Below are 24565 nucleotides of genomic sequence, written 5' to 3' on the forward strand. Positions count from 1 at the left end.
AACGATGGACAATTGGTTCAGCAAGCATCCGGTGGACGACCGCATGACGATGCTGACCGAGCCGTTCGTCCACGCATATATGCGCGCCAACATCTGGCATGTGCGGGGCAGGGATGTCGATCTGCTGGTCGATACCGGCATGGGCATCTGCCCGCTGGCGCCGCGGATCGATACGCCGGCGGGAAAGCCGCTGCTGGTCGTGGCCACCCATATCCATCTCGATCATGTCGGCTCGCTGCATGAATTTGCCGAGCGCGCTGGCCCGGCGCAAAGTGCTGCTGCCTTCGCGACCATGCCCGACGCTGCCACCTATGCCGACGAATTCCGTACCCTGGAGGGTGCTGTCTCGAAGCTGCCGCGCCCCGGCTGGAAAGCGGCCGACTACCGCATCGAGCCGGCACCGCTGACCCGCATCCTGGACGAGGACGACAGTGTCGACCTCGGTGACCGGCAATTCAGGGTGCTGCACCTGCCGGGCCATTCGCCGGATTCGATCGCCTTGTTCGACGAAAAGGACGGTACGTTCATCAGCGGTGACGCCATCTATGACGATACGCTGTTGGACGATTTGCCGGATTCCGACCGTGCCGCCTATCGGCGCACGATGCAGCGGCTACTCGATCTGCCAGTCCGCATCGGCCACGGTGGCCATGGCCCCAGTTTTTCGCGCCAACGCATGATCGAGATCGCGACCGATTACCTGCGCCACGCCGACCGAAACGGATAAATTGCCGGCATCATCGGTTGGTTTTGCAAATGATTCTGGCGCGGCCCACGGCACTCAAGCTGCGGATTTTGCTCGCGATCCTGCCTTTCAATAGTTTCGCCGGCTAGGATTTAGCCGATTTACGTCCCTATCTGTTGACGGTGTGTGCAGGACGGGGTGAACACCGGAGCGGAAACCATTTTCCTCTATTGATACAGCAATCCTTCAATCGATTGAAAAAGCACAAGAACATTGTGGCGGAGGGAGTCGGCCGCACAATTTCAACCACCGGACTCTTGGTCCAGACGGAAAATTTTCGTGACTGGAAACCACGCCACCGCTTCCCCACATCGGGGTTGTCCGAACGACGCGCTTTCCTCCCAAGACACGCCGTTTGACGGACAGGAATGAAATCTGGAGTTTTTAAAATGAAGACCATTGCTCTCACCACCGCCGCTCTCCTCGTTGCCGCTGGCAGCGCTTTCGCAGCGAGCGACCATTTCAAGGCACCGTCGGCCCAGTCCTCGACCACCGTTGACAGCACCTACACGTCTTCGGTGAATTCAAACCCGGGCGTCTACGTCGGTCAGCCGGCTGCCGCTACGACCCCCCAGGACCAGCGTACGAACTGGGGCAACAACTAAAATCCAACCGGAAACGGTGTTTCGTTTCCTTCGTCTTCTGATGCCCTGAAAATTGACCGGGTGTCGGGAGACTTCCTCACAGAGCGGCGGGCATGTCCCGCCGCTCTCTACTTTTATCGAAACGCTCTATAAAAACGGCTCGGCCTTCATCGTTGCCGGCACCGGCACGCCAAGGCGCTTGAGGATCGTCGGCGCCAGTTGCAACTGGTCGAGCAGCACGTCCGGTTTCGGTCCCTTGCCCTGCCCGAAATAATAAAGCGCGAAATCCTGCATCTCCTCGTCATGGCCGCCATGATGGCCGCGATCTGTCTGGCCATGGTCGGCGGTAACGATCACTTCGTAGCCGGCCTCGCGCCAGCGCGGCAGGAAGGCGGCAAGCATGGCGTCCATGGCGTAGACGGCATGATCCATTTCATGACAGTCGTGGCCGAAGCGATGACCCATGGAATCCAGCGTACAGGTATGCAGGATGCCGTAGTCGATGGAAAAACGCTTGGCCAGCATGGTCAGTGTGGCGAACAGGTCGACATCGCTCGGCGTCATCTGGTTGCGGGCGTTATAGCCGGTCATGGTGTGAAAGCGGCCATGGGTGATCGGTCCGCCCGGCTCGTCATATTCCATGTCTTCGACAAGATCGAACGGATAGCGGTTGAAGAATTCCGACCAGTAGGAATGCGTCACCGCGCCGGTCTTGCCGCCCGCTTTGGAAATTTCGGAGAAAAGGTCGGGTTGGCTTACGCGAAACCGGTCCTCGTTGGAGCGGATGCCGTGCACCTGCGGCGACACGCCGGTATGGATCGAGGCATAGCAGCACGCCGAGGTCGACGGCAGCACCGCGCGCATCTTCCACACGGCTGCCTCGCCCGATTGCACCCAGCCCTCCAGATTGCCCATCAGCCGCCGCCAGTTCCGATACGGCACGCCGTCGAGGATGATGAGGAGAAGTTTCGAATCGAGCGTCATTCAGGTATTCCTCAAGGATGGGCCACGCCTCATAGAATGGACGGAACGACTTTCGTCATTCCGTCCATTCTGTCAAAGGGCAGAAGGTGTCAGGCGTTCAGCCAGCACTCGGCAAGCGCGTAGCCGTCCATCATTTCGCCGATCGGGCTCTTGGCATAACCGCTGATCTTGTCGGTGGCGGCGGCATCGATGAACTGGTTGAAGAACGGCACGATCAGTCCGCCTTCGTCGCGCACCAGCATCGCCATGTCGCGATAGATCGCCTGGCGCTTGTCCTGGTCCAGTTCGCCGCGCGCGGCAAAAAGCATCTTGTCGAATCCAGGCTGCTTGAAGCGGGTATCGTTCCAGTCGGCGGTCGAGACATAGCCGGTGGAATACATCTGGTCCTGCGTGGCGCGGCCGCCCCAATAGGAAAGCGAGAAGGGCTTCTTGTTCCACACTTCCGACCAGTAGCCGTCGCCGGGCTCGCGCTTGATCTCGATCTTGATGCCGGCCTTGGCGCAGCTTTGCTGGTAAAGCTGGGCCGCATCGACAGCGCCGGGGAAGGCGACGTCCGAGGTTCGCAGAAGGACGGAGCCGGAGTGGCCGGACTTCTTATAGAGTTCCGCGGCCTTCTCCGGATCGAACTTGCGCTGTTCGATGTCGGTTGAAAACAGCGGGTAGGCCTCGTTGATCGGGAAGTCGTTGCCGACCGAGCCGTAGCCGCGCAGGATCTTCTCGAGCAGTTCGTCGCGGTCCATGGCGAGCTTGAGCGCCATGCGCAAATCGTTGTTGTCGAAGGGGGCGGTGTCGCAGAACATGTTGAACGGATAGTAGCCCTTGCCCGACACGTTCTCGATCGTCACGCCGGAAATGCGCTTGACCAGATCGACCACCTTCGGCTCGACCCGGTTGATCATATGCACCTGGCCACCTTGCAGGGCGGAAAGCCGGGCGGTGGCGTCGTTGATGACGACGATCTCGACCTGATCGGCATGGCCGGCCTTGTCGCCGAGCCAGTAATTGGCGAAGCGCTCGCCGCCGTGGCGAACGCCCGGCTGGTTGACGCTGACCTTGTAGGGGCCGGCCGAGATGCCAGCATTCGGGTCGTCCCTGCCGCCATTGGGCTGGATCACGATGTGGTAGTCGGCCATCAGATAGGGGAAATCGGCATCTGCGTCGGCAAGCGTGACGATGACTTCCTTGCCGCTCGCCTTGACGCCCTTGATGTTCTTGAGAATGCCGAGCGCGCCCGATTTGGATTTCTCGTCGGCATGCCGCTCGATGGTCGCTGCGACATCCTCCGCGCTGACGGTCTTGCCATTGTGGAACTCGATGCCGTCGCGCACCTTGATCGTCCATGTCTTGGCGTCGGAAGACGCTCCGATCTCCTCGGCTATGAGGTTGACGAGTTTGTTGTCGGGCGTCAGCCGCACGAGATACTCGCCCCACAGCTTTCCGAAGCTGAAGGTAACCTGGCTGAGGTTCAGGGCGGGGTCGAGGCTGTTGGTCGATTCGCCGCCCTGAAGGCCAGCCTTGAGGATGCCGCCCCGGACCGGCGTTTGCGCGAAGGCCCGAGTGGCCAGCGAACCGGCAAGCGCCGCCGAGACGCCGAGTGCTGCGGCCCGGCCCAGAAAGGCCCGGCGCGTTATCCGGCCTGCCGCCGCGAGTTGGGAAAGATGATCGAGTTCGGTGGTCATGGTGTTCCCCCTTTTTGAAAAACCGTCGTTTATGGTCGAGGCTGCTTCTTGACGGACTATCATCACAGCAATTTGACGGTCTGCCTCCCGCCTGGAGCATCGGATCGAAAAGTGGGATCGGCTTTCGAGTCGCTCCGACGCTCAATCGCGGCTTTTGCCGTCGTTCGAACCTCGTCTTTTCACAAACCCCGAATCTCTCGTGTGCCGCTCAATAAATCCTGAGCGCCGGGAATCCTAATTCCCGGCGCTCGCCATGCGGCGCCCGGCGATCGCCTTTTCCAGCCAGCCCATCTCCATTTCGGGCACGGAGGACAGCAAAAGGTCGGTATAGGCGTCGAAGGGCGGCTTCAGCACTTGCGATTTGGGCCCGTAGCGCACCACTTCGCCGCGATACATCACCGCGATGGAATCGGCGATCGACTTCACCGTCGCCAGATCATGCGTGATGAACAGATAGGCGACGTTTTCTTCCGCCTGCAGGTCGAGCAAAAGCTTGAGGATGCCATTGGCCACCAGCGGGTCGAGAGCCGAAGTCACCTCGTCGCAGATGATGAGCTTGGGCTTGGCCGCGAGCGAGCGGGCAATGCAGACGCGCTGTTTCTGCCCGCCAGAAAGCTCGGCCGGATAGCGGTCGAGAAAGCCCTTGCCCATCTCGATCTTGTCGAGCAGTTCGGCCACGCGCGCATCGCGTTCGCGCCCGCGCATGCCGAAATAGAACTCCAGCGGTCGCCCGATGATAGTGCCGACCGTCTGGCGCGGGTTCATGGCGACGTCCGCCATCTGGTAGATCATCTGCAACTGGCGCAGATCTTCCTTCGGCCGGTCGGCCAGCCGGTTGGCGAGCGGGCGTCCGTCGAAAGTGACGGTGCCTTGTTCTGGCGGCAGCAAGCCGGTGACGGCGCGCGCCAGCGTCGATTTGCCGGAACCGGATTCGCCGACGACGGCTAGCGTCTGGCCGGGGTAGATGTCGACCGAGACGTTCTTGAGAACCTTCACATGCCCGCCGCCATAGGCCGCCGTGACGTTCTTGACCGAAAGGAACGGTGCCGTGCCGGGCTTCTTTTCCTCGTGCTCGATCTCGTGCACGGAAACCAGCGCGTTGGTGTATTCCTGACGCGGCTCCTTGATGATCTGGCGGGTGCCGCCCCATTCGACCAGCCGCCCGTGGCGCAGCACCATGATCTCGTCCGACACCTGGGCGACGACGGCAAGATCGTGCGTGATGTAGAGGGCTGCCACGCCCGTCTCGCGGATGGCATTCTTGATCGCCGCCAGCACGTCGATCTGCGTGGTGACATCGAGCGCCGTGGTCGGTTCGTCGAACACGATCAGGTCCGGCTCGGAGCACAGCGCCATCGCCGTCATCACGCGCTGCAACTGGCCGCCCGAAACCTGGTGCGGGAAGCGCTCGCCGATATGCTCGGGGTCGGGCAGGCTGAGCGCCTTGAACAGCTTGATCGCGCGTTTCTCGGCCTCAGTGCGGCTGGCCCTGCCATGCAGAAGGGTCGCCTCGACGACCTGATCCATCAGCCGGTGGGCCGGGTTGAAGGCCGCCGCGGCCGACTGCGCGACATAACACACTTCATGCCCGCGCAATTTGCGCAAGCCATCCTTGCCACCCTTCAATATGTCGCGGCCGTTGAGGAGAACCTGGCCGCCGGTGATGCGCACGCCGCCGCGCCCATAGCCCATGGAAGACAGGCCGATGGTGGATTTGCCCGCGCCCGATTCGCCGATCAGGCCAAGCACCTTGCCCTTTTCCAGCGTCAGCGAAACGTCGTGGACGATGACGATGTTCTTGGGCGGCTCGCCAGGCGGATAGACCGTCGCCTCGATGCGCAGATTGCGGATGTCGAGCAGGATGTCCGGCTTCGCTTCGGTCTTGTCCTTAGCCATTACCGCGCCCTCCCTTGAGATCCGACGTACGGTTGAGAACCCAGTCGGCGACGAGGTTGACGGAAATACCCAGGATGGCGATCGCGGCCGCGGGAATGAGGGCTGCCGCGATTCCGAAGACGATGCCGTCCTTGTTTTCCTTGACCATGCCGCCCCAGTCGGCGTCAGGCGGCTGTACGCCCAGGCCAAGGAAGGACAGTGCCGACAGGAACAGGATGGCGTAGATGAAGCGTAGGCCGAGTTCCGAGATCAGCGGCGACAGCGCGTTGGGCAGGATTTCGCGGAAGATGATCCACAACAAGCCTTCGCCGCGCAGTTTCGCCGCCTCGACGAAATCCATGACCTCGATATCGACGGCGATGGCCCGCGACAGCCGATAGACGCGTGTCGAGTCCAGTATGCCCATGACCAGGATCAGCGTGACCAGCGTCGAGGGCAGCACCGACAGCACCACCAGCGCCATGATCAAAGTCGGGATCGCCATCAAAAGGTCGACGAGGCGCGACATCAGCGTGTCGAACCAGCCGCCCAGCACCGCGGCGCAAAAGCCGAGCGTGGCACCGAGCGTGAAGGACAGCGCGGTGGCTAGCACCGCAATGAAGATGGTGATGCGCGCGCCGTAGATCATCCGGGACAAGAGGTCCCGACCGAGATTGTCGGTGCCGAACCAGAATTGCGACGACATCGGCTGCCAGACGTCGCCGACGATCTGCGCATTGCCGTAGGGCGCGATCCAGGGCGCGAAAATCGCCGCGAGGACAAACAGCGTTGTCATGATGATCCCGATCAGCGCCGGAAGCGGGATGCGTGTTAGGTTGATCATGGCGCCGCCCTATTTCGGATGTCTGAGACGCGGATTGGCGATGATCGACGCTATATCCGCAACGATGTTGAGCGTGATGTAGACGGCAGCGAAAATCAGCCCCACGGCCTGCACGACGGGCACGTCGCGCTTGGCGACATGGTCGACCAGATATTGCCCCATGCCCGGATAGACGAAGATGACCTCGATGACGACGACGCCGACGACGAGATAGGCAAGGTTGAGCATCACCACGTTGATGATCGGCGCGACCGCGTTGGGCAGGGCGTGCTTGCGGATGATGGCAAACGCCGACAGGCCCTTGAGTTCGGCCGTTTCGACGAAGGCCGACTGCATGATGTTGAGGATGGCCGCGCGCGTCATGCGCATCATCTGCGCCAGCACCACCAGGGTCAGCGCCGCCGTCGGCAACGCGATGGCCTCGAGCCGGGCGAGGAACGGCATGCCGTCATAGACGGTCGAGATGCCCGGGAAGATCTGCCAGTGCACGGCGAAGAAATAGACCAGCAAATAGCCGATGAAGAACTCGGGAAAGGAAGTCGACGCCAGCGCCAGCCCTGAAATCAGCTTGTCCACCCAGCCATTGCGGTAGCGTACCGCAAGCAGGCCGAGAAGGATCGCCAGCGGCACCGCCACGACGGCAGCGCAGAAGGCGAGGAACAGCGTGTTCCACAGCCGCCCGCCGATCGATGTTGCGATGTCCTGCCCGCTCGAAAGCGCCGTGCCGAGGTCGCCGGTCAAGACGCCGCCCAGCCAGTGGAGATAGCGGATATAGGCCGGATCGTTCAGCCCCAGTTCCGCCCGCAGATTGGCAAGCGATTCCGGCGTTGCCGCCTGGCCCAGGATGGATTGCGCAACGTCGCCGGGAAGGATCTGGGTTCCGGCGAAGATCAGGACCGAGACGGCCAACAGCAGGATGATACCCAGCGCGATGCGCTGGGTAACGAGTTTCAGGATGGGTGAGGACATGCGCTCAAAGCCGGCTTAGGCTTCGAGCCAGCAGATCGACAAGGCGTAGCCGCCGCACATCTCTTGAGCGGGGTTGTTGACCCAGCCCTGCACGCCCTTTCCGGTGGCGTCGATATACTGGTTGAAGAACGGTACGATCAGCCCGCCCTCGTCGCGCATCACGGCGCCGATGTCGTGGTACATCTTCTTGCGCTTGTCCTGGTCGAGTTCGCCGCGCGCATCGAGCACCATCTTGTCGAAATCGGGCCGCTTCCAGCGCGTGTCGTTCCAGTCGGCGCTCGAGACATAGGCCGTCGAATACATCTGGTCCTGCGTCGCACGTCCGCCCCAGTAGGAAAGCGAGAAGGGCTGCTTGTTCCACACTTCCGACCAGTAGCCGTCGCCCGGCTCGCGCTTGACCTCGATCTTGATGCCGGCCTTGGCGCAACTCTGCTGGTAAAGCTGGGCGGCATCGACAGCGCCGGGGAAGGCGACATCGGAAGTGCGCAGCAGGATCGAACCGGTATGGCCCGACTTCTTGTAGAACTCGGCCGCCTTTTCGGGGTCGAACTTGCGCTGTTCCAGGTCGCTCGGGAACAGAGGATAGGCTTCGTTGACCGGGATGTCGTTGCCGACCTTGCCATAGCCGCGCAGGATCTTGTCGAGCAGTTCGTCGCGGTCCATGGCGAGCTTGAGCGCCATGCGCAGATCGTTGCTGTCGAAGGGCGCGGTGTCGCAGAACATGTTGAACGGGTAGAAGCCGCGGCCCGATACGTTCTGGATGGTCACGCCGGGAACGCGCTTGACCAGGTCGACCACTTTCGGCTCGACGCGGTTGACCATGTTGACCTGGCCGCCCTGCAGAGCCGCTGTACGCGCCGTCGCGTCGTTGATGACGATGATCTCGATCTGGGCGGCATGGCCGAGCTTGTCGCCCTGCCAGTAATTGGCGAACTTCTCGCCGCCATAGCGCACGCCCGGTTCGTTGATGGTCACCTTGTAGGGGCCGGCCGAGATGCCGGCATTCGGGTTGTCCTTGCCGCCGTTCGGCTGGATGACGAGATGGTAGTCGGCCATCAGGTAGGGGAAATCGGCGTTGGCGTCCTTCAGCGTGATGACGACCTCGTCGCCATCGGCCTTCATCTTGTCGATGCCCTGCAGGATGCCGAGGGCTGCCGATTTCGACTTTTCATCGCTGTGGCGCTCGAGCGTGGCGACTACGTCTTCGGCCGAAACGGTCTTGCCGTCATGGAATTCGATGCCCTTGCGGATCTTCATCGTCCAGGTCTTGGCGTCGGGCGATGAGCCGATGGATTCGGCGATGCGGTTTTCCAGGCTGCCGTCTGGGTTCAGTTCGACCAGCAGTTCGCCCCATGCCTTGCCGAAGGAGAAGTTCACTTGGGAAAGGTTCAGCGCCGGGTCGAGCACGTTGGAGGATTCGCCGCCCTGCAGGCCGGCCTTCAGCATGCCGCCTTTGACCGGGCCTTCGGCGCGCGCCGCATCGGCAAGCAGCGTGTTGGCAAACGCCGCGCTGACTCCGAGCGCTGCCGCCCGACCCAGAAAATCACGGCGGTTCAGCTTGCCGGACGCAACACGCCGGCTAAGGAATTCGAGTTCTTTAGACATTTGGTTCCTCACTCTGATGGCACGACTAGATAGTCGCTTTCTTGCTTCTTGTTGGGCCAATAATGAAGGTAAGCCGGACCATTGCGCAAGACCGAATACGACATGGCGTGGCGTAAATCGCATGTCGCGTTCGAGACAGCAACCTATGCCGATAGCCAAAATGCGACATCGGCATCGCAACCGGGGGAAATCACCAGAGATTTGGAAGAGATTGTCCGCGTGAAAAGGGGCAGCGCGACGCGCTGCAGGAGTGGTCCTAATTCAGCGGAATGTCGTTGTCAGCCTTGCTTTCCTGGTACTGCGTCGACAGTTCGTCGTAGCGGGCGGATACCCTGCCGATGCGCGCCTCGAGCCTTGCGCGTTCCGCATCCGGCAAGGCGCGGACGAGCCTGCGGATGGAGAAGCTTTTCCAATAGGCGTTTTCCGCGTTGTAGCCGCCGGGGTCGAGGGTAAAGACCTCTTTCAGGATTTTCAGATCATGCGGGATGGCGAACGAATCGCGCGAATCCTCGTGTGAAAACAAATAGTAGAAATTGTCGAACCCGGCCCAGGTGATCGCCGACAGGCATAGTGAGCAAGGTTCGTGCGTGGCGAGGAAGATGGCGTCGCCGGTGTCGACGCGTTCGGCCTTGGGCATTTCATAAAAGCGTTTCAGGCAATGGACCTCGCCGTGCCAGAGCGGATTTTCGACCTCGTTGTTGGTTTCGGCCAGAACCAGCGAGCGGTCGCCCTTGCGCAGGATGGCCGCGCCGAACAGCTTGTTGCCCTCCGCCACGCCCTTGGCCGTCATCGGCACAATGTCGTTTTCGATCACGTCGAGCAGACGGTCGATCAGCGAAATATCGGTCATCAAGCAAACTCTTCGGGCAGGTGAATTTCGTAAGGGCGCGGGAAGTAGAATTCCTCGAGGTTCGAGCCGTCGCCGCCGCGATCGACCACGACGAAATCCTGCGGCTCGCCGATCGGGGTCAGCACGCCGTGCCACAGATTGCGCTTGTAGTTCACGCCCTGGCCGGGTGCGGTAAGAAAGGCGCTCGGCGTGCCGGGACCATCCGGCCCGTCATGGCAGACGATCACCAGGAAAGGCCGTGGCGACAACGGAATGAAGGCCTGGCTGCCGAGCGGATGCCGTTCCACCATCGAAACCGATAGCGGAAATGCATAGGGCGTCGCCTTGAACAAATTGATGATGACATGGCCGTTCGGCCCGCCGGCCTCCGCGCGCGCCAGCGCGTGGTAACGCTCGCACTTGCCGTCATTGATCGGATAGTGGGTGTCGCAGTCCGTATCGATGACCTCGCCGAACGGCGCAAACGCCTCACGGGTCAGTTTCCGGGCGACGATCCGTTCCATGGTCACCGCCCGAACCCGCCAAGCTTGGCGTGTCGGTTGACGTCCTTGTAGAGCAAATAGCGGAAATTGCCGGGGCCACCGGCATAGCAGGCCTGCGGACAGAAGGCGCGCAGCCACATGAAATCGCCGGCCTCGACCTCCACCCAGTTCTGGTTGAGATGATAGACCGCTTTGCCCTCCAGCACATAGAGCCCGTGCTCCATCACATGCGTCTCGGCAAAGGGGATGACGCCGCCAGGCTTCAGCGTCACGATGGTCATATGCATGTCGTGGCGCACATCGCTGGGATCGACGAAGCGCGTCGTCGCCCATGCGCCATTGGTGTCGGGCATGGCCAAGGGCGCTATATCCGCCTCGTCGGCGAAAAAAGCTTCCGGTACTTCGATGCCGTCGACAACTTCATAGGTCTTGCGGACCCAGTGGTAGCGGGCGGGGCCGCTGCCCTCGTTGCGCACCTGCCAGTTGCTGGACGGCGGGATGAAGGCGAAGCCGCCGGGCTTGAGGCTGTGCTTTTGCCCGTCCAGCGTGACGGTCAACTGGCCCTCGACCACGAATAGCGCACCTTCCGCGCCGGCGTCCGGCTCGGGGCGGTCCGAGCCGCCGCCGGGAAGCACTTCCATGATGTATTGGGAAAACGTCTCGGCAAAGCCCGACAAAGGCCGCGCCAGCACCCAGGCGCGGGTCTTGTCCCAATGTGGCAGCGGGCTGGCGACGATGTCGCTCATCACGCCCTTTGGGATGACGGCGTAGGCTTCGGTAAAAACGGCGCGATCCGTCAGAAGCTGGGTCTGCGGCGGCAGGCCGCCGGTTGGGGCATAATAGGTGCGGCCGGACATTGTCTTCCTATCCATCGGTTCGGGGCCTATTGCGGCAGCATGTCTTTGAGGCGAAGCAGCGCGATGCGCTCCACCTGTTTGCAGGCAGTCTTGAGTTCCGTCTCGCGGGGGTTGCCGATGCGGGCTTCGAATTCGGCAAGGATTTCGTCCTTGTTGCGGCCCTTGGCGGCGATGATGAAGGGAAAGCCGAAGCTGGTGACATAGGCCGCGTTGAGCTTGGAAAACAACTCGCGTTCCCTGTCGGTCAGCGCATCGAGCCCGGCTGAGGCCTGCTCCTTCGTCGATTCCGGCGTCAATTGCCTGGCCTGGGCGATCTTGCCGGCAAGGTCTGGGTGCGCCTTGAGCACGCTGAGCCGTTCCGCTTCGCTGGCCGAGCGAAAGACGCGGCAAAGCGCGTTGTGCAGGCCGCCCGCGCTGTCATGGGCAGCGCCGAGTTCAAGTTCGTAAGCGCGTTCGGCCACCCAGGGCGAATGCTCGAACACGCCGTCGAAGCTTTTTACGAAATCGCTGCGGTCCATGCGCGAAGGCCGCAGTGCCGCCGCTTCATGGGGATGATGCTCGTGCCAGTGCCGGGCGATGTCGATGCGCCGGGGCAGCCATACCTTGTCGTGGCTTTTGACGTATTCGAGGAAGCGCTTCAGCGCCGCCGCGCGGCCCGGGCGGCCGATCAGGCGGCAATGCAGGCCGACGGTCATCATCTTCGGCCGCCCGGCCTTGCCTTCTTCATAGAGCGTGTCGAAACTGTCCTTCAGATAGGTGTAGAACTGCTCGCCGTTCGAAAAACCCGCCTGGATGCCGAAGCGCATGTCGTTGACGTCGAGCGTATAGGGGATGATGAGCAGCGGCTCCATGGCATGGCCGTGGCCGTCATGGTCGAGCCAGTAGGGCAGGTCGTCGTCATAGGTGTCGGAGCAGTAAGCAAAGCCTCCGGCCTCGGCGACCAGCCGCACCGTGTTTTCCGACGAGCGGCCGGTATACCAGCCGGTCGGGCGCTCGCCCGTCACTTCGGTGTGCAGCCGGATCGATTCCTCGATGTCGCGGCGCTCGTCTTCCGGCGAATGATCGCGGTAGTCGATCCATTTCAACCCGTGCGTGGCGATCTCCCAGCCGGCTTCCTGCATGGCAGCAAGCTGGTCGGGCGAGCGCGCCAGCGCGCTGGCCACGCCGTAGCAGGTGGCCGGCACGTTCGCCTCGGTAAACAGGCGATGGACCCGCCAGAAGCCGGCGCGCGCGCCATATTCGTAGATCGATTCCATGTTCCAGTGACGCATGCCCTGCCAGGGGGCAGCCCCCGTGATCTCGGACAGGAAGGCTTCGGATGCCTTGTCGCCGTGCAGGATGCAGTTTTCGCCGCCTTCCTCGTAGTTGACCACGAACTGGACGGCGACATGCGCGCCACCCGGCCATTTCGGGTCCGGCGGATTGGCGCCGTAGCCACGCATGTCTCTTAGATAATGCATCCGTCTATCTCCCCCGCAATGGAGCTGCCGTTTGAGAATAGTCCAAACTATGCCGTGGCATTCCCCCGAAAAATTTGAAAGTGTTTTTGGGGCAAGCCGCTCGACCACGTCTTATGCTACGCCGTTAAATGGCGCACAATATCAGCGATATAGGCAAGTGGCGGCCAAGGGGCGGGCCAAGGGAGGCGGTCATCATGGGAGCAGCATCATCCGGCGGGAGCCTGACCACGCATGTGCTGGACACAGCGACGGGCAAACCGGCGGCGGGCCTTTCCATCCGCTTGTTCAGCGTCTCCGGCGACAGTCGTACCCATCTGAAGACCGTGGTGACCAATCAGGACGGGCGCTGCGACGCGCCGCTGCTCGCGGGCGAGGAGTTCAAGACCGGCGAATACGAACTGGTGTTCGCCGCCGGGGATTATCTGCGCCGGCAGGGCACCGAACTGCCGCAGCCCGCCTTTCTCGACAGCGTACCGATCCGCTTCGGCATGGCCGAGGCGGTGCATTATCATGTGCCGTTGCTTGTTTCGCCCTACGGCTACTCCACATATAGGGGGAGCTGAACCATGCCAAATCCCACCACCCGCCATGAACTGCGCTTCATCCTCAATGGCGAGGATGTCGCCATCAGCGACATCGCGCCCGACGCGACGCTGCTCGACTGGCTACGGCTTTCCCGTTCGCTGCGCGGCACCAAGGAAGGCTGCGCCGAGGGCGATTGCGGCGCCTGCACTGTCCTGATCGGCAAGCTGACGGCCAAAGGCCTCGTCTATGAAGGCGTCAATGCCTGCATCCGCTTCATGGGCTCGCTCGACGGCTGCCATGTGGTGACGGTGGAGCACCTGCACGGCGACGGCAAAAGACTGCATCCGGTGCAGCAGGCGCTGGTGGATTTCCACGGCTCGCAATGCGGCTTTTGCACGCCCGGTTTCGTCATGTCGCTCTATGGGCTTTGGATGCGCGATTCCAGCCCGTCCAATGCGGCAATCGAAAAAGCCTTGCAGGGCAATCTCTGCCGCTGCACCGGCTATGAGGCGATCATGCGCGCCGCGCGTGCCATTTCCAGCTATGGCAAGGCGCAAAACGATCCGCTGCGCGTCGAGCGTGAGGCGATCACGGCTAGGCTGAAGGCGCTGCATGACGGCGCGCGCGTCGAGATCGGCTCCGGCAAGAAGCGCCTGATCGTCCCGGCCAATGCCGACGATTTTGCCGCTCTGCTCGAGGCCGAACCAACCGCTACCGTCGTTGCAGGCTCGACCGATGTCGGCCTGTGGGTGACCAAGCAGATGCGCGATATTTCGCCCGCGATCTTCATCGGCAATCTCGATGGGCTGGGCGAAATCTCTGCAACGGGCGGTGTCGTCAGCATAGGCGCGGGCGTCACCTACACGGAAGCCTTCTCAACGCTTTCAAAGCATATTCCAGCACTTGGCCCGTTGGTTGATCGCATTGGTGGCGAGCAGGTGCGCAACATGGGCACCATCGGCGGCAACGTCGCCAACGGTTCGCCGATCGGCGACACGCCGCCGCCCTTGATCGCGCTGGGCGCGACGCTGACGTTGCGCAAGGGAGAACAGCGGCGCACCATTGCGCTCGAAAAATACTTCATCGCCTATGGCAAGCAGGACCGCCAGCCGGGCGAGTTCGTCGAGAAGGTCACCGTGCCGGTGCCGGCGAATGGCGAAAAATTCGCCGTCTACAAGATCACCAAGCGCCGCGACGAGGATATCACCGCTGCCCTTGGCGCGTTCTTCATCGCGCTGGCCCCGGATGGAACGGTTGCCGAAGTTCGCATCGCCTATGGCGGCATGGCGGCGACGCCGAAGCGGGCCAGCGCTGTCGAACAGGCCCTTATCGGCAAACCGTGGACGGAAGTGACGGTCGAGGCCGCGATGGCCGAATACGCCAATGACTTCTCGCCGCTCACCGACATGCGCGCTACCGCCGAATATCGGTCGATGGCCGCGCGCAATCTGCTGCTGCGGTTCTTTGCGGAAACCAGCGGCACCAAGGGGCCGATCCAGGTTTCCCGGCATGAGGCGGCATGATGACCAAGCACACTCCCAACCTGAAGGCCGTAAAGATCAGCGGCGGCGTCGCCACCGAGCGCAGCCATGATTCAGCCCACAAGCATGTCAGCGGTACGGCGGTCTATATCGACGATTTGCCGGAACCGGCCGGTACGCTTCATCTCGGCATGGGCCTCTCCACGGTCGCTCACGGCCTCATCAAGGCCATGGACCTTTCGGCGGTGAGCGCCGCGCCCGGCGTCGTGGATGTGCTGACCTGGAAGGATATTCCCGGGGACAACGACATTTCGCCCAGCGGCATGCACGACGATCCTGTTCTCGCGCAGGACAAGGTGTTGTTCCACGGCCAGCCCGTCTTCGTCGTTTTGGCAACGACGCGCGAACAGGCCCGTCGCGCTGCCCGCCTGGCAAAAATCGAATATGAGGAACTGCCCGCGACCATCGAAATCTGGGACCTGAACCCGGAAACGGACCGCCAGGTCACTACGCCGATGGTCCTTAAGCGCGGCGATGCGGCGGCGGCCCTTGCCACGGCCCCACGGCGCGTAAAGGGCCGCATGAAGCTTGGCGGGCAGGACCATTTCTATCTCGAAGGCCAGGTGTCGATGGCCGTGCCGGGCGAAGACGATGAAGTGACGGTCTATTGCTCGACGCAAGGGCCGACCGAAACGCAGCATATGATCGCGCATGCGCTGGGCGTGCCCAACCATGCGGTGACGGTGGAAGTGCGCCGCATGGGCGGCGGCTTCGGCGGCAAGGAAACACAGGCCAACCAGACCGCGGTGCTGGCGGCGATTGCCGCCAAGAAGCACAAGCGGGCGGTGAAGCTGCGCATGGACCGCGACGAGGACATGACCGCTACCGGCAAGCGGCACGATTTCGCCATCGATTACGACATCGGCTTCGACGACGAGGGCCGCATTCTCGGTATCGACTACATTTTCGCGCTGCGTTGCGGCTTTTCGGCCGATCTGTCGGGTCCGGTCGGCGACCGGGCGCTATTTCACTGCGACAACACCTATTTCTACCCGGCCGTTCACGCTATCTCGGCGCCCTTGTTCACCAATACGGTTTCCAACACCGCTTTTCGCGGCTTTGGCGGACCGCAAGGCATGGTCGGGGCTGAGCGTGTCATCGACGAGATCGCCTTCGCGGTCGGCAAGGACCCGCTCGAAATCCGAAAACTGAATTTCTACGATCCGATGGACAAGCGGGCCGGCCGCGACGTCACGCCCTATCACCAGAAGGTCGAGGACTGCATCATCCAGCGCATCGTGGCGGAACTGGAGGCAAGCGCCGACTATGCCGGGCGGCGGCGCGAGATCGCGGCCTTCAATGCCAACAGCCGCTTCATCAAGCGCGGCATCGCCCTTACCCCGGTCAAGTTCGGGATTTCGTTCACCCGCACCGATTCCAACCAGGCCGGCGCGCTGGTGCATGTCTATACCGACGGCTCGGTCCACATGAACCATGGCGGCACCGAAATGGGGCAGGGCCTGCACCTGAAGGTGGCGCAGGTGGTGGCCGAGGAATTCCAGATCGACATCGAGCGCGTCAAGATCACCGCCACGACCACGGCCAAGGTGCCGAATACCTCGCCGACCGCTGCCTCGTCGGGTGCGGATTTGAACGGCATGGCGGCGCAGAACGCGGCCCGCCAGATCAAGGAACGGCTGATCGACTTTGCCGCCGAAGCGCATCAGGTTCCAAAGGATCAGGTCGTTTTCCTTCCCAACCGGGTGCGGGTCGGCAACCAGGAGATTTCCTTCAACGATCTGGTCAAGCAGGCTTATACGGCGCGCATCCAGCTTTCGGCGGCGGGGTTTTATAAGACGCCGAAGATCCATTGGGATCGCGCCAAGGGCAAGGGGCATGCCTTCTACTATTTCGCCTATGGCGCGGCCTGTTCGGAGGTGTCGGTCGACACACTGACCGGCGAATATGTGGTCGAGCGCACCGATATATTGCACGATGCCGGCCGCTCGTTGAACCCGGCCATCGACCTTGGCCAGGTCGAGGGTGGTTTCATCCAGGGTATGGGCTGGCTGACCACGGAGGAACTGTGGTGGGACGGCAAGGGCCGGCTGCGCACGTATGCGCCGTCCACCTACAAGATTCCGCTGGCGTCTGACCGGCCGAAAATCTTCAACGTCGCGCTGACCGACTGGTCGGAAGCCTATGAGCCGACCATCCATCGCTCCAAGGCCGTCGGCGAGCCGCCCCTGCCGCTCGGCCTGTCGGTATTGCATGCGCTGTCGGACGCGGTGGCCAGCGTTGCCGACCACAAGATCTGTCCGCGCCTCGACGCGCCGGCAACGCCGGAGCGCGTGCTGATGACAATGGAAAGGCTGAAGCAGGAAGCCGGGAAATAGCGTCGGCGGGGGTGTGCCGGAGGTGAGTGTGCCGAAGAAGCCCGCCGTCCAAGCCATGGGAGGTCGCACATGACGTCGACCGTGCAGGAATTGAAGGATTTCCTTGGCTCTGCCGAGCTTCTTGCCCTTGTCGAGGTCGCGTCGGCGAAAGGCTCGACGCCGCGCGAAAAGGGCGCATCCATGCTGGTTTCCGCTTCGGCCATTCATGGCACCATCGGCGGCGGCCAGCTTGAATTCATGTCGATCGACAAGGCGCGGCAGATGCTGTCACCCAACGGGCACGATCTTCGCGCCACGCTCGATATTCCGCTCGGGCCGGAAATCGGCCAGTGCTGCGGCGGCAGGGTGGAAGTGCTGATCCGCCGGATCGACGACGCGCTTGCGGCGGAATTGATGGCGGCGGCGGAAGTCGAGGAAGCGGGCCTCCCACAGGTCTGCATTTTCGGCGGCGGTCATGTCGGGCAGGCGCTGGCGGCGGCGATTGCGCTGCTGCCGGTTCAGGCCATCGTGGTCGAAACACGCGCCGATGCGCTGGAAGGCATGCCGGAAGCGGTCGAGACGCGGTTGACGCCGATGCCGGAGGAAATCGTGCGGCAAGCCTTGCCCGGCGCTGCCTTCGTCGTGCTCACCCATGACCACGCGCTGGATTTCCTGATCGTCGCGGAAGCGTTGAAACGCGGAGACGCGGCCTATGTCGGCATGATCGGTTCGAAAACCAAGAAAGCGACTTTCAAAAGCTGGTTCCTGAAAACCGCCCGCGGCAACGAGGCGGAATTTGCCCGCCTCGTTTCACCGATCGGCGGCGACGCCGTCAAGGACAAGCGTCCGCGCGTTATCGCAGCGCTCGCCGCCGCCGAAATCATGACGGCGCTTGCGCAGAGCATCGCGCCGGTCGCGCCGCCAAAACGGCAGCGCGTAACCGGGTAAAATCGAAAAACTATTCTTTTTCCTGCGTGTGGGCTTCCAGGAACCACAGCGATTTGTCGAGCGAACGCGAATAGGCGGTGAGGATGTCGGCGGCATCGGCATCGCCCGCCTCGTCCGTATCGTCGATGGCTGCGCGGGCATTGTTTGCCGCCAGCGCATAGCGCTCGATCAGCGCCGCGAGGTGGTCCTTGGTCTTGTAGATGTCGGTCGGATAGGGCTTTAGCGGCGATGCCTTGACCACGGCCTGCGAGGTGCCGATGGCGGTGCCGCCCAACTGTACCGCACGTTCGGCGATCGTATCGACATGTACGTCGAGTTCGGCGCGAAAACCGTCCAGCATCTCGTGGATGGCGATGAACTGCGGCCCCTTGAGGTTCCAGTGCGCCTGCTTGGTGATGAGCGCCAGGTCAATCGCGTCGGCGAGACGGGCGTTGAGAATGTCGATCGAGACTTTCTTGGCGTTGGATTTGAGATCGTTGTGTGTGGGATGAGAGGCCATCGGGAACTCCATAGGGTTAGGTCGCGAAGGGCGGCCAGCGCCGGTCGCGCATTCCATTAATGTGCGAGGCGCGCACCGGTTCCTCAACTGCTTCTATTTGCCCGCCAGAAGGTCTTTTATCAGCCGCTGGCAGCGCTCGGCCATGAAGTCGAGCAGCAGCCGCACTTTGGGGTCCTGCAACTTCTTGTGCGGGTAGACCGCGGCGAACTGCACCGGTGTTGGCGGCGTGGCTGCCAGGATCACTTTCAGCCGCCCGTCGCGCAGATACGGCTCGACCTCGAAGCGCGGCTTGTTGATGATGCCGCGCCCCGAAAGCGCCCAGCCGGTCAGCACATCGCCGTCATCGCTGTCGAACGGCCCGTGCACTTCGAATTTGTGCGGCCCGGTCGGCATTTGCAGCATCCAGTAGAACTCCCGGCTGCCGGGATAGCGCAGCATAAGGCAATCGTGCTTTCGATCCAGAAGGTCGCTCGGGTCGTTCGGCTCGCCATGCGTTTCGAGATAGGCGGGCGCCGCGACCAGCACGCGCTCGCAATCCATGATGCCGCGCATGCGCAGCGAGGAATCCTCGATGATCCCGAGCCGGAAGGCGACGTCGATGCCTTCCTTCATGATATCGACATTATGGTCGGAGAGCCGCAGCCGCACCTCGATATCGGGATATCTGTCGCGAAAATCGGGAATGCCCGAAGCGATCAGGCGGCGTCCGAGCCCCAGCGGCGCAGTGACCTTGATGGTCCCGCGCGGCTGGCCGGAAAGGGCGCTGACGGCGGCCTCGGCATGCGCGATTGCGTCCATTACCTGTTTTGCGCCTTCATAGAAAACCGTACCGTGTTCGGTCGGCATCAACTGCCGCGTCGTGCGGTTGAACAGGCGCACGCCCAGATGCTTTTCCAATTCCTTGATGCGGTTCGAGGCGACCGCTGGCGAGATGCGCATGTCGCGTCCCGCGGCCGACAGATTGCCCAGTTCGACGACGCGGACGAAAACGGAAATGTTGTCCAGATAGGCCATGTTGGGTTTCGATCCGTGGCTTTCAGGCGGCTGCGTGGGTGGACCGTAGTATTTTACATTTTTTTTTGAAAGTCCTCGTGCGCGCCACCCCTTTTCGTTTACGCGCCAGCCCGTAAAGTCGCAGGCTCGAGAGGAAGGACGATCATGCTCGATTTCGCGATTTTCTGGGAGTGGCTCGCCTTTGCGGTGCGTTGGCTGCATGTCATCACCGCCATCGCCTGGATCGGCTCGTCCTTCTATTTCGTGGCACTCGACCTCGGTCTGCGTCAGCGTCCCGGCCTGCCCGCCGGCGCTTATGGCGAGGAATGGCAGGTGCATGGCGGTGGTTTTTACCACATCCAGAAATATCTGGTCGCGCCGGCCGAGATGCCCGAGCACCTGACCTGGTTCAAATGGGAAAGCTACGCCACGCTGCTGTCGGGTTTCGCCCTGCTCGCCATCGTCTATTACGCGGGTGCGAGCCTGTTCCTGATCGACCCGAACGTGCTCGACGTATCGGTGCCGGTCGGCATCATGATCTCGATCGCCTGCCTCGCCTCGGGCTGGATCGTCTACGACGTGCTGTGCCGCTACCTGATCGGCAAGGCCGACACCGGCCTGATGCTGCTGCTCTACGTCATCCTGGTGTTCATGGCGTGGGGGCTGACGCATCTGTTCACCGGGCGCGCCGCCTTCCTGCATCTGGGCGCCATCACCGCCACCATCATGTCGGCCAACGTCTTCATGGTCATCATCCCCAACCAGAAGATCGTCGTCGCAGACCTGATCGCCGGGCGCAAACCCGATCCGAAATACGGCCAGATCGCCAAGCAGCGCTCGCTGCACAACAATTACCTGACGCTGCCCGTGCTTTTCCTGATGCTGTCCAACCACTATCCGCTGGCGTTCGGGACAGAGTTCAACTGGGTCATCGCCTCGCTGGTATTCATGATCGGCGTGCTGATCCGGCATTATTTCAACACGCATCATGCCAGGAAGGGCAACCCGACCTGGACGTGGCTGGTGGCCCTCCTCCTGTTCATCGTCATCATCTGGCTGTCGACGGTGCCGAAAGTGCTGACCGGCGAGCCTAAAGTGTCGGCGGCTGCTGAAATTTACGTGGCTTCCGCGCATTTTCCGGCGGTGCGCGACACGGTAATGGGCCGCTGCGCCATGTGCCATGCGGCCGAACCGTCTTATGAAGGCATCTATCATGCGCCGAATGGCGTGATGCTGGATACGGATGCGGGCATTGCCGCGTATGCCAAGGAAATCTACCTGCAGGCCGGCCGCAGCCACGCCATGCCGCCGGCTAACGTCACGCAGGTCACCGACAAGGAGCGCGCCCTGCTGGTAAGCTGGTTCGAGGGCGCGGGGAAATAGCATGACGACAACACTCCTGCGCGGCCGCACGCTTTCCTTTCTGCGCTGGCCGGAAAGCATCGATGACGCGGCCGCTTACCGCTATGAGGAAGATGGCGGCCTGCTGATCCGCGACGGAAAAATCGTCGCTGCCGGTGGCTATGCCGAGATCGAAAAACAGGCGGGCGAGGGCGCGAAAAAGATCGACCACCGGCCGCACCTGCTGCTGCCCGGCTTCATCGACGCGCATGTTCATTTCCCGCAGATGCAGGTCATCGCCAGCTATGGCGCGGAGCTGCTCGACTGGCTGAACGTCTACACTTTCCCGGAAGAGACGAAATTCGCCAACGCGCAGCATGGCCGCCGCATCGCGCGCCTGTTCCTGGACGAGATGCTGCGCCACGGCACCACGACGGTCTCGGCCTATTGCTCGGTGCACAAGGCGTCGGCCGAGGCGTTTTTCGAGGAAAGCCACGCCCGCAACATGCTCAACATCGCCGGCAAGGTGATGATGGACCGCAACGCGCCGGAGGGCGTGCTGGACACGCCGCAATCCGGCTATGACGACACCAAGGCGCTGATCGGCGACTGGCACGGCAGGGGCCGCCAGCTTTATGCCATCACGCCGCGCTTCGCCATCACCTCGTCGCCGGAGCAGATGGAGATGGCGGGCGCGCTAGTGAAGGAATTTTCCGGCCTGCATATGCAGACGCACCTGTCGGAAAACCACGCCGAAATCGCCTTCACGCAGGAACTCTATCCGTGGGCGCGCGATTATACCGACGTCTACGAGCGTTACGGATTGCTCGGCGCAAAAAGCCTGTTCGGCCATTCGATCCACCTGTCCGAGCGCGAGGCGGACGCGCTGTCGGACAGCGGTTCCATCGCCGTGTTTTGCCCGACATCCAATCTGTTCCTTGGCTCCGGCCTGTTCGACTACCAGCGCTATCGCCGCCGCGAAAAGCCGCTGCGCATCGCCACCGCCACCGATGTCGGCGGCGGCACCAACTATTCCATGCTGCGCACCATGGACGAGGGCTACAAGGTGATCGCGCTGAACGGCGAGAAGCTGAACCCGTTCCAGTCCTTCTGGCAGATCACGCGCGGCAACGCCGAAGCGCTGTCGGTCGCGGAAAAAGTGGGCACGCTGGCGGAAGGCACCGACGCGGATGTCGTCGTGCTGGATTCGAGCGCGACGCAGGGAATGAAGCTTCGCATGGAGACAATCGAAACGTTGGCGGAGGAATTGTTCCTGCTGCAGACGCTGGGTGACGACCGCGCCGTGCGCGAGGTCTATGTGGCCGGCAGAGCGGCCAAGAGCGACATGGCTGGGTAGTGCGCCCTTCGAGGCTCGCTTTGCGAGCACCTCAGGATGAGGACGGTGGTGCAACGGGATTTTAAAGCGGGGGTTCGAACGGCGGTGATCCTCATTCGCACCGTGGGAAATCATGCATCGGCTCAGCCACGCCTGAGCCAACTACTACCTCCCTCATCCTGAGGTGCGAGCAAAGCGAGCCTCGAAGGACGCACAACGCCGAAGCAAACGCCAACCTCCCTCATCCTGAGGTGTGAGCGGAGCGAGCCTCGAAGGGCGCACAGCGCTTGACCGGGCGATACTTGTCGTACAAATCGGACGATAAGTTTCAAGGGAAGAAAAATGACCGCAGCCGACGATATCGAGACGATCAGGCGGCAGGAGGCCACCCTCGTCTTCGACAGTTTCGACGAGGCGACCGCGTTCTCCATCGGCTCGGCGATCCGCGAGCGCGGCATGGCGGAAAACATGCCGATTGTCATCGATATCCGCACCTTCGACCGCCCGCTTTTCTATGCAGCACTGCCCGGTTCGAACGCCTCCAACCCCGATTGGGCGCGGCGCAAGATCAATGTCGTGAAGCGCTTTCTCAAAAGCACCTACCGCATGGTGCTGGAGCAGGACCGGCCCGACCGCACCTTCAAGCCGGGCGAGGGGCTGGATATCACCGACTATGTGCTGGCCGGCGGCGGCTTCCCCATTACCGTGAAAGGTACCGGCGTCATTGGCGTCATTGCCGTTTCCGGCCTGCCAGAGCGCGACGACCACGGCGTCGTCGTGGATGCCCTATGCGCTTGCCTCGGCAAGGATGCCAAGGCGCTGGCGCTGCCGAAGGCAGGAGAGTGAAGTGGCGGTCATCGATCCCAAATCCTTCCTGACCTCCATCTTCGACATCGCCGTTGCCGCCGCCGATCCGGAAAGAACCATCCGCAGCCATTTGCCGGGCAAGCCCAAGGGCCGCACCGTCATTGTCGGCGCAGGCAAGGGGGCGGCGCAGATGGCGGCCGCATTCGAGAAGGCGTGGGACGGACCGCTGGAGGGGCTGGTCGTCACCCGCTACGGCTATGGTGCGAAGACCGAGCGTATCGAAGTCATCGAGGCCGCCCATCCCGTTCCTGACCTGGCCGGGCTGGAAGCATCGCGCCGGCTGCTGGAGAAGGTTGCCGGCCTGACCGAGGACGATCTCGTCGTGGCGCTGATCTGCGGCGGCGGCTCGGCGCTGCTGCCGTCGCCGGCACCCGGCCTGACGCTGCCCGACGAGATCGCCGTCAACGAGGCGCTTCTGGCCTCCGGCGCGCCTATTTCGGCGATGAACGCCATCCGCAAGCATCTCTCCTGCATCAAGGGCGGCCGGCTTGCCGCCGCCGCATGGCCGGCAAAAGTCGTGTCGCTGGTGGTGTCCGACATTCCCGGCGACAACCCGGCGCTGGTCGCCTCCGGGCCGACGATTCCCGACGCCGCCAACCGCGAGGATGCGCTGGCCGCGATCGCCGCCTATGGCATGAAGCTGCCCGAAGCGGTGATGGCGCATATCGGCTCGCCCGCCGCCGATGCGCCGCGCCCGGACGACGAAAAATTCGCCCGCAACGAGGTGCATTTGATCGCTTCCGCCGCCGTATCGCTGGAAGCCGCCGCCGCGGAAGCCGCGCGTCATGGCATCGATGCGGTTATTCTGTCGGATTCCATCGAGGGCGAAGCGCGCGAAGTGGGCTCGGTCCATGCAGCCATCGCCCGTGAGGTCGCGGTGCGAAACCGGCCGTTCAACAAGCCGGTGCTGATCCTGTCGGGCGGCGAGACGACCGTGACGCTTAGAGCCAAGGGCAAAGGCGGCCGCAATTCCGAATTCCTGCTGGCCTTCGCCATCGGCATCGCCGGGGTCCACGGCATCCATGCGCTCGCCGCCGACACGGACGGCATCGACGGCTCGGAAGACAATGCCGGCGCGTTTGCCGATGGCTCGACCGTCCAGCGCATGCGCGCGGCAGGCGTCGACGCAAAAGCCATGCTGGCCGGCAACAATGCCTGGACCGCGTTCAATGCGGTGGACGATTTGTTCGTGCCCGGCCCGACCGGCACCAATGTCAACGATTTGCGGGCGATTTTGGTGCGGTAGTGGCGAGGCAAATGCCACCT

22 protein-coding genes are annotated in these 24565 nt (G+C 62.5%); 10 read left to right on the top strand and 12 right to left on the bottom strand.

The genetic code is table 11. The features are described 5' to 3' along the window. Positions 1–4 precede the first annotated feature (4 nt). Together ACX3P0_RS04640 and ACX3P0_RS04645 are read left to right on the top strand one after the other, a co-directional pair. Positions 5–727: an MBL fold metallo-hydrolase gene (locus ACX3P0_RS04640; protein ID WP_459087847.1), complete on the top strand. Its 723-nt coding sequence runs from the start codon at positions 5–7 to the stop codon at positions 725–727. Positions 728–1134: 407 nt separating this feature from the next. After that, on the top strand, positions 1135–1350 hold the full coding sequence (locus ACX3P0_RS04645) for a DUF680 domain-containing protein (RefSeq protein ID WP_459086900.1): 216 nt from the start codon (positions 1135–1137) through the stop codon (positions 1348–1350). Positions 1351–1476: 126 nt separating this feature from the next. Here ACX3P0_RS04645 and ACX3P0_RS04650 read toward each other — a convergent pair whose 3' ends face one another. From ACX3P0_RS04650 to puuE, 10 genes are all read right to left on the bottom strand, one after another. Continuing rightward, a complete protein-coding gene (locus ACX3P0_RS04650; protein ID WP_459086902.1) occupies positions 1477–2313 on the bottom strand; it encodes an alkaline phosphatase family protein in 837 nt (278 codons plus the stop codon). A gap of 89 nt (positions 2314–2402) precedes the next feature. Continuing rightward, on the bottom strand, positions 2403–3992 hold the full coding sequence (locus tag ACX3P0_RS04655) for an ABC transporter substrate-binding protein (protein WP_459086904.1): 1590 nt from the start codon (positions 3990–3992) through the stop codon (positions 2403–2405). A 234-nt stretch (positions 3993–4226) separates the two neighbouring features. Continuing rightward, a complete protein-coding gene (locus ACX3P0_RS04660; RefSeq protein WP_459080737.1) occupies positions 4227–5888 on the bottom strand; it encodes an ABC transporter ATP-binding protein in 1662 nt (553 codons plus the stop codon). Then, positions 5881–6711, bottom strand: a complete 831-nt coding sequence (locus tag ACX3P0_RS04665) for an ABC transporter permease (RefSeq protein ID WP_459080736.1) — start codon at positions 6709–6711, stop codon at positions 5881–5883. Before ACX3P0_RS04665 ends, ACX3P0_RS04660 begins: the two co-directional genes overlap by 8 nt. Before the next feature lie 9 nt (positions 6712–6720). After that, a complete protein-coding gene (locus tag ACX3P0_RS04670; protein WP_459086906.1) occupies positions 6721–7680 on the bottom strand; it encodes an ABC transporter permease in 960 nt (319 codons plus the stop codon). Positions 7681–7695: 15 nt separating this feature from the next. Then, positions 7696–9285: an ABC transporter substrate-binding protein gene (locus ACX3P0_RS04675; protein ID WP_459086907.1), complete on the bottom strand. Its 1590-nt coding sequence runs from the start codon at positions 9283–9285 to the stop codon at positions 7696–7698. Positions 9286–9541: 256 nt separating this feature from the next. After that, the gene (locus ACX3P0_RS04680; protein ID WP_459086909.1) at positions 9542–10135 is read right to left on the bottom strand and encodes a nucleoside deaminase; all 594 of its coding nucleotides are present in this window, start codon (positions 10133–10135) and stop codon (positions 9542–9544) included. Beyond that, entirely contained in the window at positions 10135–10638 is a 504-nt protein-coding gene (locus tag ACX3P0_RS04685) for an ureidoglycolate lyase (protein WP_459086910.1), read from the bottom strand. Before ACX3P0_RS04685 ends, ACX3P0_RS04680 begins: the two co-directional genes overlap by 1 nt. A 2-nt stretch (positions 10639–10640) precedes the next feature. Continuing rightward, the gene (locus ACX3P0_RS04690) at positions 10641–11474 is read right to left on the bottom strand and encodes a bifunctional allantoicase/(S)-ureidoglycine aminohydrolase (protein ID WP_459087848.1); all 834 of its coding nucleotides are present in this window, start codon (positions 11472–11474) and stop codon (positions 10641–10643) included. 26 nt (positions 11475–11500) lie between these two features. Next, a complete protein-coding gene (puuE, locus tag ACX3P0_RS04695) occupies positions 11501–12934 on the bottom strand; it encodes an allantoinase PuuE (protein ID WP_459086912.1) in 1434 nt (477 codons plus the stop codon). 194 nt (positions 12935–13128) lie between these two features. On the opposite strand from puuE, the gene uraH reads away from it, so the two are divergent. From uraH to xdhC, 4 genes are all read left to right on the top strand, one after another. Beyond that, a complete protein-coding gene (uraH, locus tag ACX3P0_RS04700) occupies positions 13129–13497 on the top strand; it encodes a hydroxyisourate hydrolase (protein WP_459086913.1) in 369 nt (122 codons plus the stop codon). Positions 13498–13500: 3 nt separating this feature from the next. Further along, positions 13501–14982 carry a xanthine dehydrogenase small subunit gene (gene xdhA, locus ACX3P0_RS04705; protein ID WP_459086914.1) on the top strand — a complete coding sequence of 494 codons (1482 nt, stop codon included), beginning with the start codon at positions 13501–13503 and terminating at the stop codon, positions 14980–14982. Then, positions 14982–17336, top strand: coding sequence for a xanthine dehydrogenase molybdopterin binding subunit (gene xdhB / locus ACX3P0_RS04710; protein WP_459086915.1), 2355 nt, complete (start codon positions 14982–14984; stop codon positions 17334–17336). The genes xdhA and xdhB overlap by 1 nt, the downstream gene beginning before the upstream one ends. Positions 17337–17405: 69 nt before the next feature. After that, positions 17406–18263, top strand: coding sequence for a xanthine dehydrogenase accessory protein XdhC (gene xdhC / locus ACX3P0_RS04715; protein WP_459086917.1), 858 nt, complete (start codon positions 17406–17408; stop codon positions 18261–18263). A 10-nt stretch (positions 18264–18273) separates the two neighbouring features. On the opposite strand, the gene dps is transcribed toward xdhC, so the two are convergent. Continuing rightward, the gene (gene dps / locus ACX3P0_RS04720; RefSeq protein ID WP_459080726.1) at positions 18274–18762 is read right to left on the bottom strand and encodes a DNA starvation/stationary phase protection protein Dps; all 489 of its coding nucleotides are present in this window, start codon (positions 18760–18762) and stop codon (positions 18274–18276) included. A 93-nt stretch (positions 18763–18855) separates the two neighbouring features. Then, a complete protein-coding gene (locus ACX3P0_RS04725) occupies positions 18856–19776 on the bottom strand; it encodes a LysR family transcriptional regulator (RefSeq protein WP_459080725.1) in 921 nt (306 codons plus the stop codon). Positions 19777–19920: 144 nt separating this feature from the next. Here ACX3P0_RS04725 and ACX3P0_RS04730 point away from each other — a divergent pair, with 144 nt between their 5' ends. The 4 genes from ACX3P0_RS04730 (at position 19921) to ACX3P0_RS04745 (ending at position 24545) form a co-directional block, all read left to right on the top strand. After that, the gene (locus ACX3P0_RS04730; RefSeq protein WP_459086918.1) at positions 19921–21138 is read left to right on the top strand and encodes a urate hydroxylase PuuD; all 1218 of its coding nucleotides are present in this window, start codon (positions 19921–19923) and stop codon (positions 21136–21138) included. A gap of 1 nt (position 21139) precedes the next feature. Further along, positions 21140–22453, top strand: coding sequence for a guanine deaminase (gene guaD / locus ACX3P0_RS04735; RefSeq protein WP_459086920.1), 1314 nt, complete (start codon positions 21140–21142; stop codon positions 22451–22453). Between the two features lie 321 nt (positions 22454–22774). Next, complete coding sequence (locus ACX3P0_RS04740) at positions 22775–23278, top strand: heme-degrading domain-containing protein (protein ID WP_459086922.1); 504 nt, start codon at positions 22775–22777, stop codon at positions 23276–23278. After that, on the top strand, positions 23241–24545 hold the full coding sequence (locus tag ACX3P0_RS04745) for a glycerate kinase type-2 family protein (RefSeq protein WP_459087849.1): 1305 nt from the start codon (positions 23241–23243) through the stop codon (positions 24543–24545). The genes ACX3P0_RS04740 and ACX3P0_RS04745 overlap by 38 nt, the downstream gene beginning before the upstream one ends. Positions 24546–24565: the final 20 nt, after the last annotated feature.

This window comes from Mesorhizobium sp. A556 (assembly GCF_054489545.1).

What these genes read in the sequence shown, in the direction of transcription:
- guaD (WP_459086920.1), top strand. Translation starts at nt 21,140, where the DNA reads ATGACGACAACACTCCTGCGCGGCCGCACGCTTTCCTTTCTGCGCTGG.
- ACX3P0_RS04740 (WP_459086922.1), top strand. Translation starts at nt 22,775, where the DNA reads ATGACCGCAGCCGACGATATCGAGACGATCAGGCGGCAGGAGGCCACC.
- xdhB (WP_459086915.1), top strand. Translation starts at nt 14,982, where the DNA reads ATGACCAAGCACACTCCCAACCTGAAGGCCGTAAAGATCAGCGGCGGC.
- uraH (WP_459086913.1), top strand. Translation starts at nt 13,129, where the DNA reads ATGGGAGCAGCATCATCCGGCGGGAGCCTGACCACGCATGTGCTGGAC.
- xdhA (WP_459086914.1), top strand. Translation starts at nt 13,501, where the DNA reads ATGCCAAATCCCACCACCCGCCATGAACTGCGCTTCATCCTCAATGGC.
- ACX3P0_RS04670 (WP_459086906.1), bottom strand. Translation starts at nt 7,680, where the DNA reads ATGTCCTCACCCATCCTGAAACTCGTTACCCAGCGCATCGCGCTGGGT.
- dps (WP_459080726.1), bottom strand. Translation starts at nt 18,762, where the DNA reads ATGGCCTCTCATCCCACACACAACGATCTCAAATCCAACGCCAAGAAA.
- ACX3P0_RS04645 (WP_459086900.1), top strand. Translation starts at nt 1,135, where the DNA reads ATGAAGACCATTGCTCTCACCACCGCCGCTCTCCTCGTTGCCGCTGGC.
- ACX3P0_RS04725 (WP_459080725.1), bottom strand. Translation starts at nt 19,776, where the DNA reads ATGGCCTATCTGGACAACATTTCCGTTTTCGTCCGCGTCGTCGAACTG.
- ACX3P0_RS04745 (WP_459087849.1), top strand. Translation starts at nt 23,241, where the DNA reads ATGCCAAGGCGCTGGCGCTGCCGAAGGCAGGAGAGTGAAGTGGCGGTC.
- ACX3P0_RS04685 (WP_459086910.1), bottom strand. Translation starts at nt 10,638, where the DNA reads ATGGAACGGATCGTCGCCCGGAAACTGACCCGTGAGGCGTTTGCGCCG.
- ACX3P0_RS04675 (WP_459086907.1), bottom strand. Translation starts at nt 9,285, where the DNA reads ATGTCTAAAGAACTCGAATTCCTTAGCCGGCGTGTTGCGTCCGGCAAG.
- ACX3P0_RS04640 (WP_459087847.1), top strand. Translation starts at nt 5, where the DNA reads ATGGACAATTGGTTCAGCAAGCATCCGGTGGACGACCGCATGACGATG.
- ACX3P0_RS04690 (WP_459087848.1), bottom strand. Translation starts at nt 11,474, where the DNA reads ATGTCCGGCCGCACCTATTATGCCCCAACCGGCGGCCTGCCGCCGCAG.
- ACX3P0_RS04650 (WP_459086902.1), bottom strand. Translation starts at nt 2,313, where the DNA reads ATGACGCTCGATTCGAAACTTCTCCTCATCATCCTCGACGGCGTGCCG.
- ACX3P0_RS04680 (WP_459086909.1), bottom strand. Translation starts at nt 10,135, where the DNA reads ATGACCGATATTTCGCTGATCGACCGTCTGCTCGACGTGATCGAAAAC.
- ACX3P0_RS04655 (WP_459086904.1), bottom strand. Translation starts at nt 3,992, where the DNA reads ATGACCACCGAACTCGATCATCTTTCCCAACTCGCGGCGGCAGGCCGG.
- xdhC (WP_459086917.1), top strand. Translation starts at nt 17,406, where the DNA reads ATGACGTCGACCGTGCAGGAATTGAAGGATTTCCTTGGCTCTGCCGAG.
- ACX3P0_RS04665 (WP_459080736.1), bottom strand. Translation starts at nt 6,711, where the DNA reads ATGATCAACCTAACACGCATCCCGCTTCCGGCGCTGATCGGGATCATC.
- ACX3P0_RS04730 (WP_459086918.1), top strand. Translation starts at nt 19,921, where the DNA reads ATGCTCGATTTCGCGATTTTCTGGGAGTGGCTCGCCTTTGCGGTGCGT.
- ACX3P0_RS04660 (WP_459080737.1), bottom strand. Translation starts at nt 5,888, where the DNA reads ATGGCTAAGGACAAGACCGAAGCGAAGCCGGACATCCTGCTCGACATC.
- puuE (WP_459086912.1), bottom strand. Translation starts at nt 12,934, where the DNA reads ATGCATTATCTAAGAGACATGCGTGGCTACGGCGCCAATCCGCCGGAC.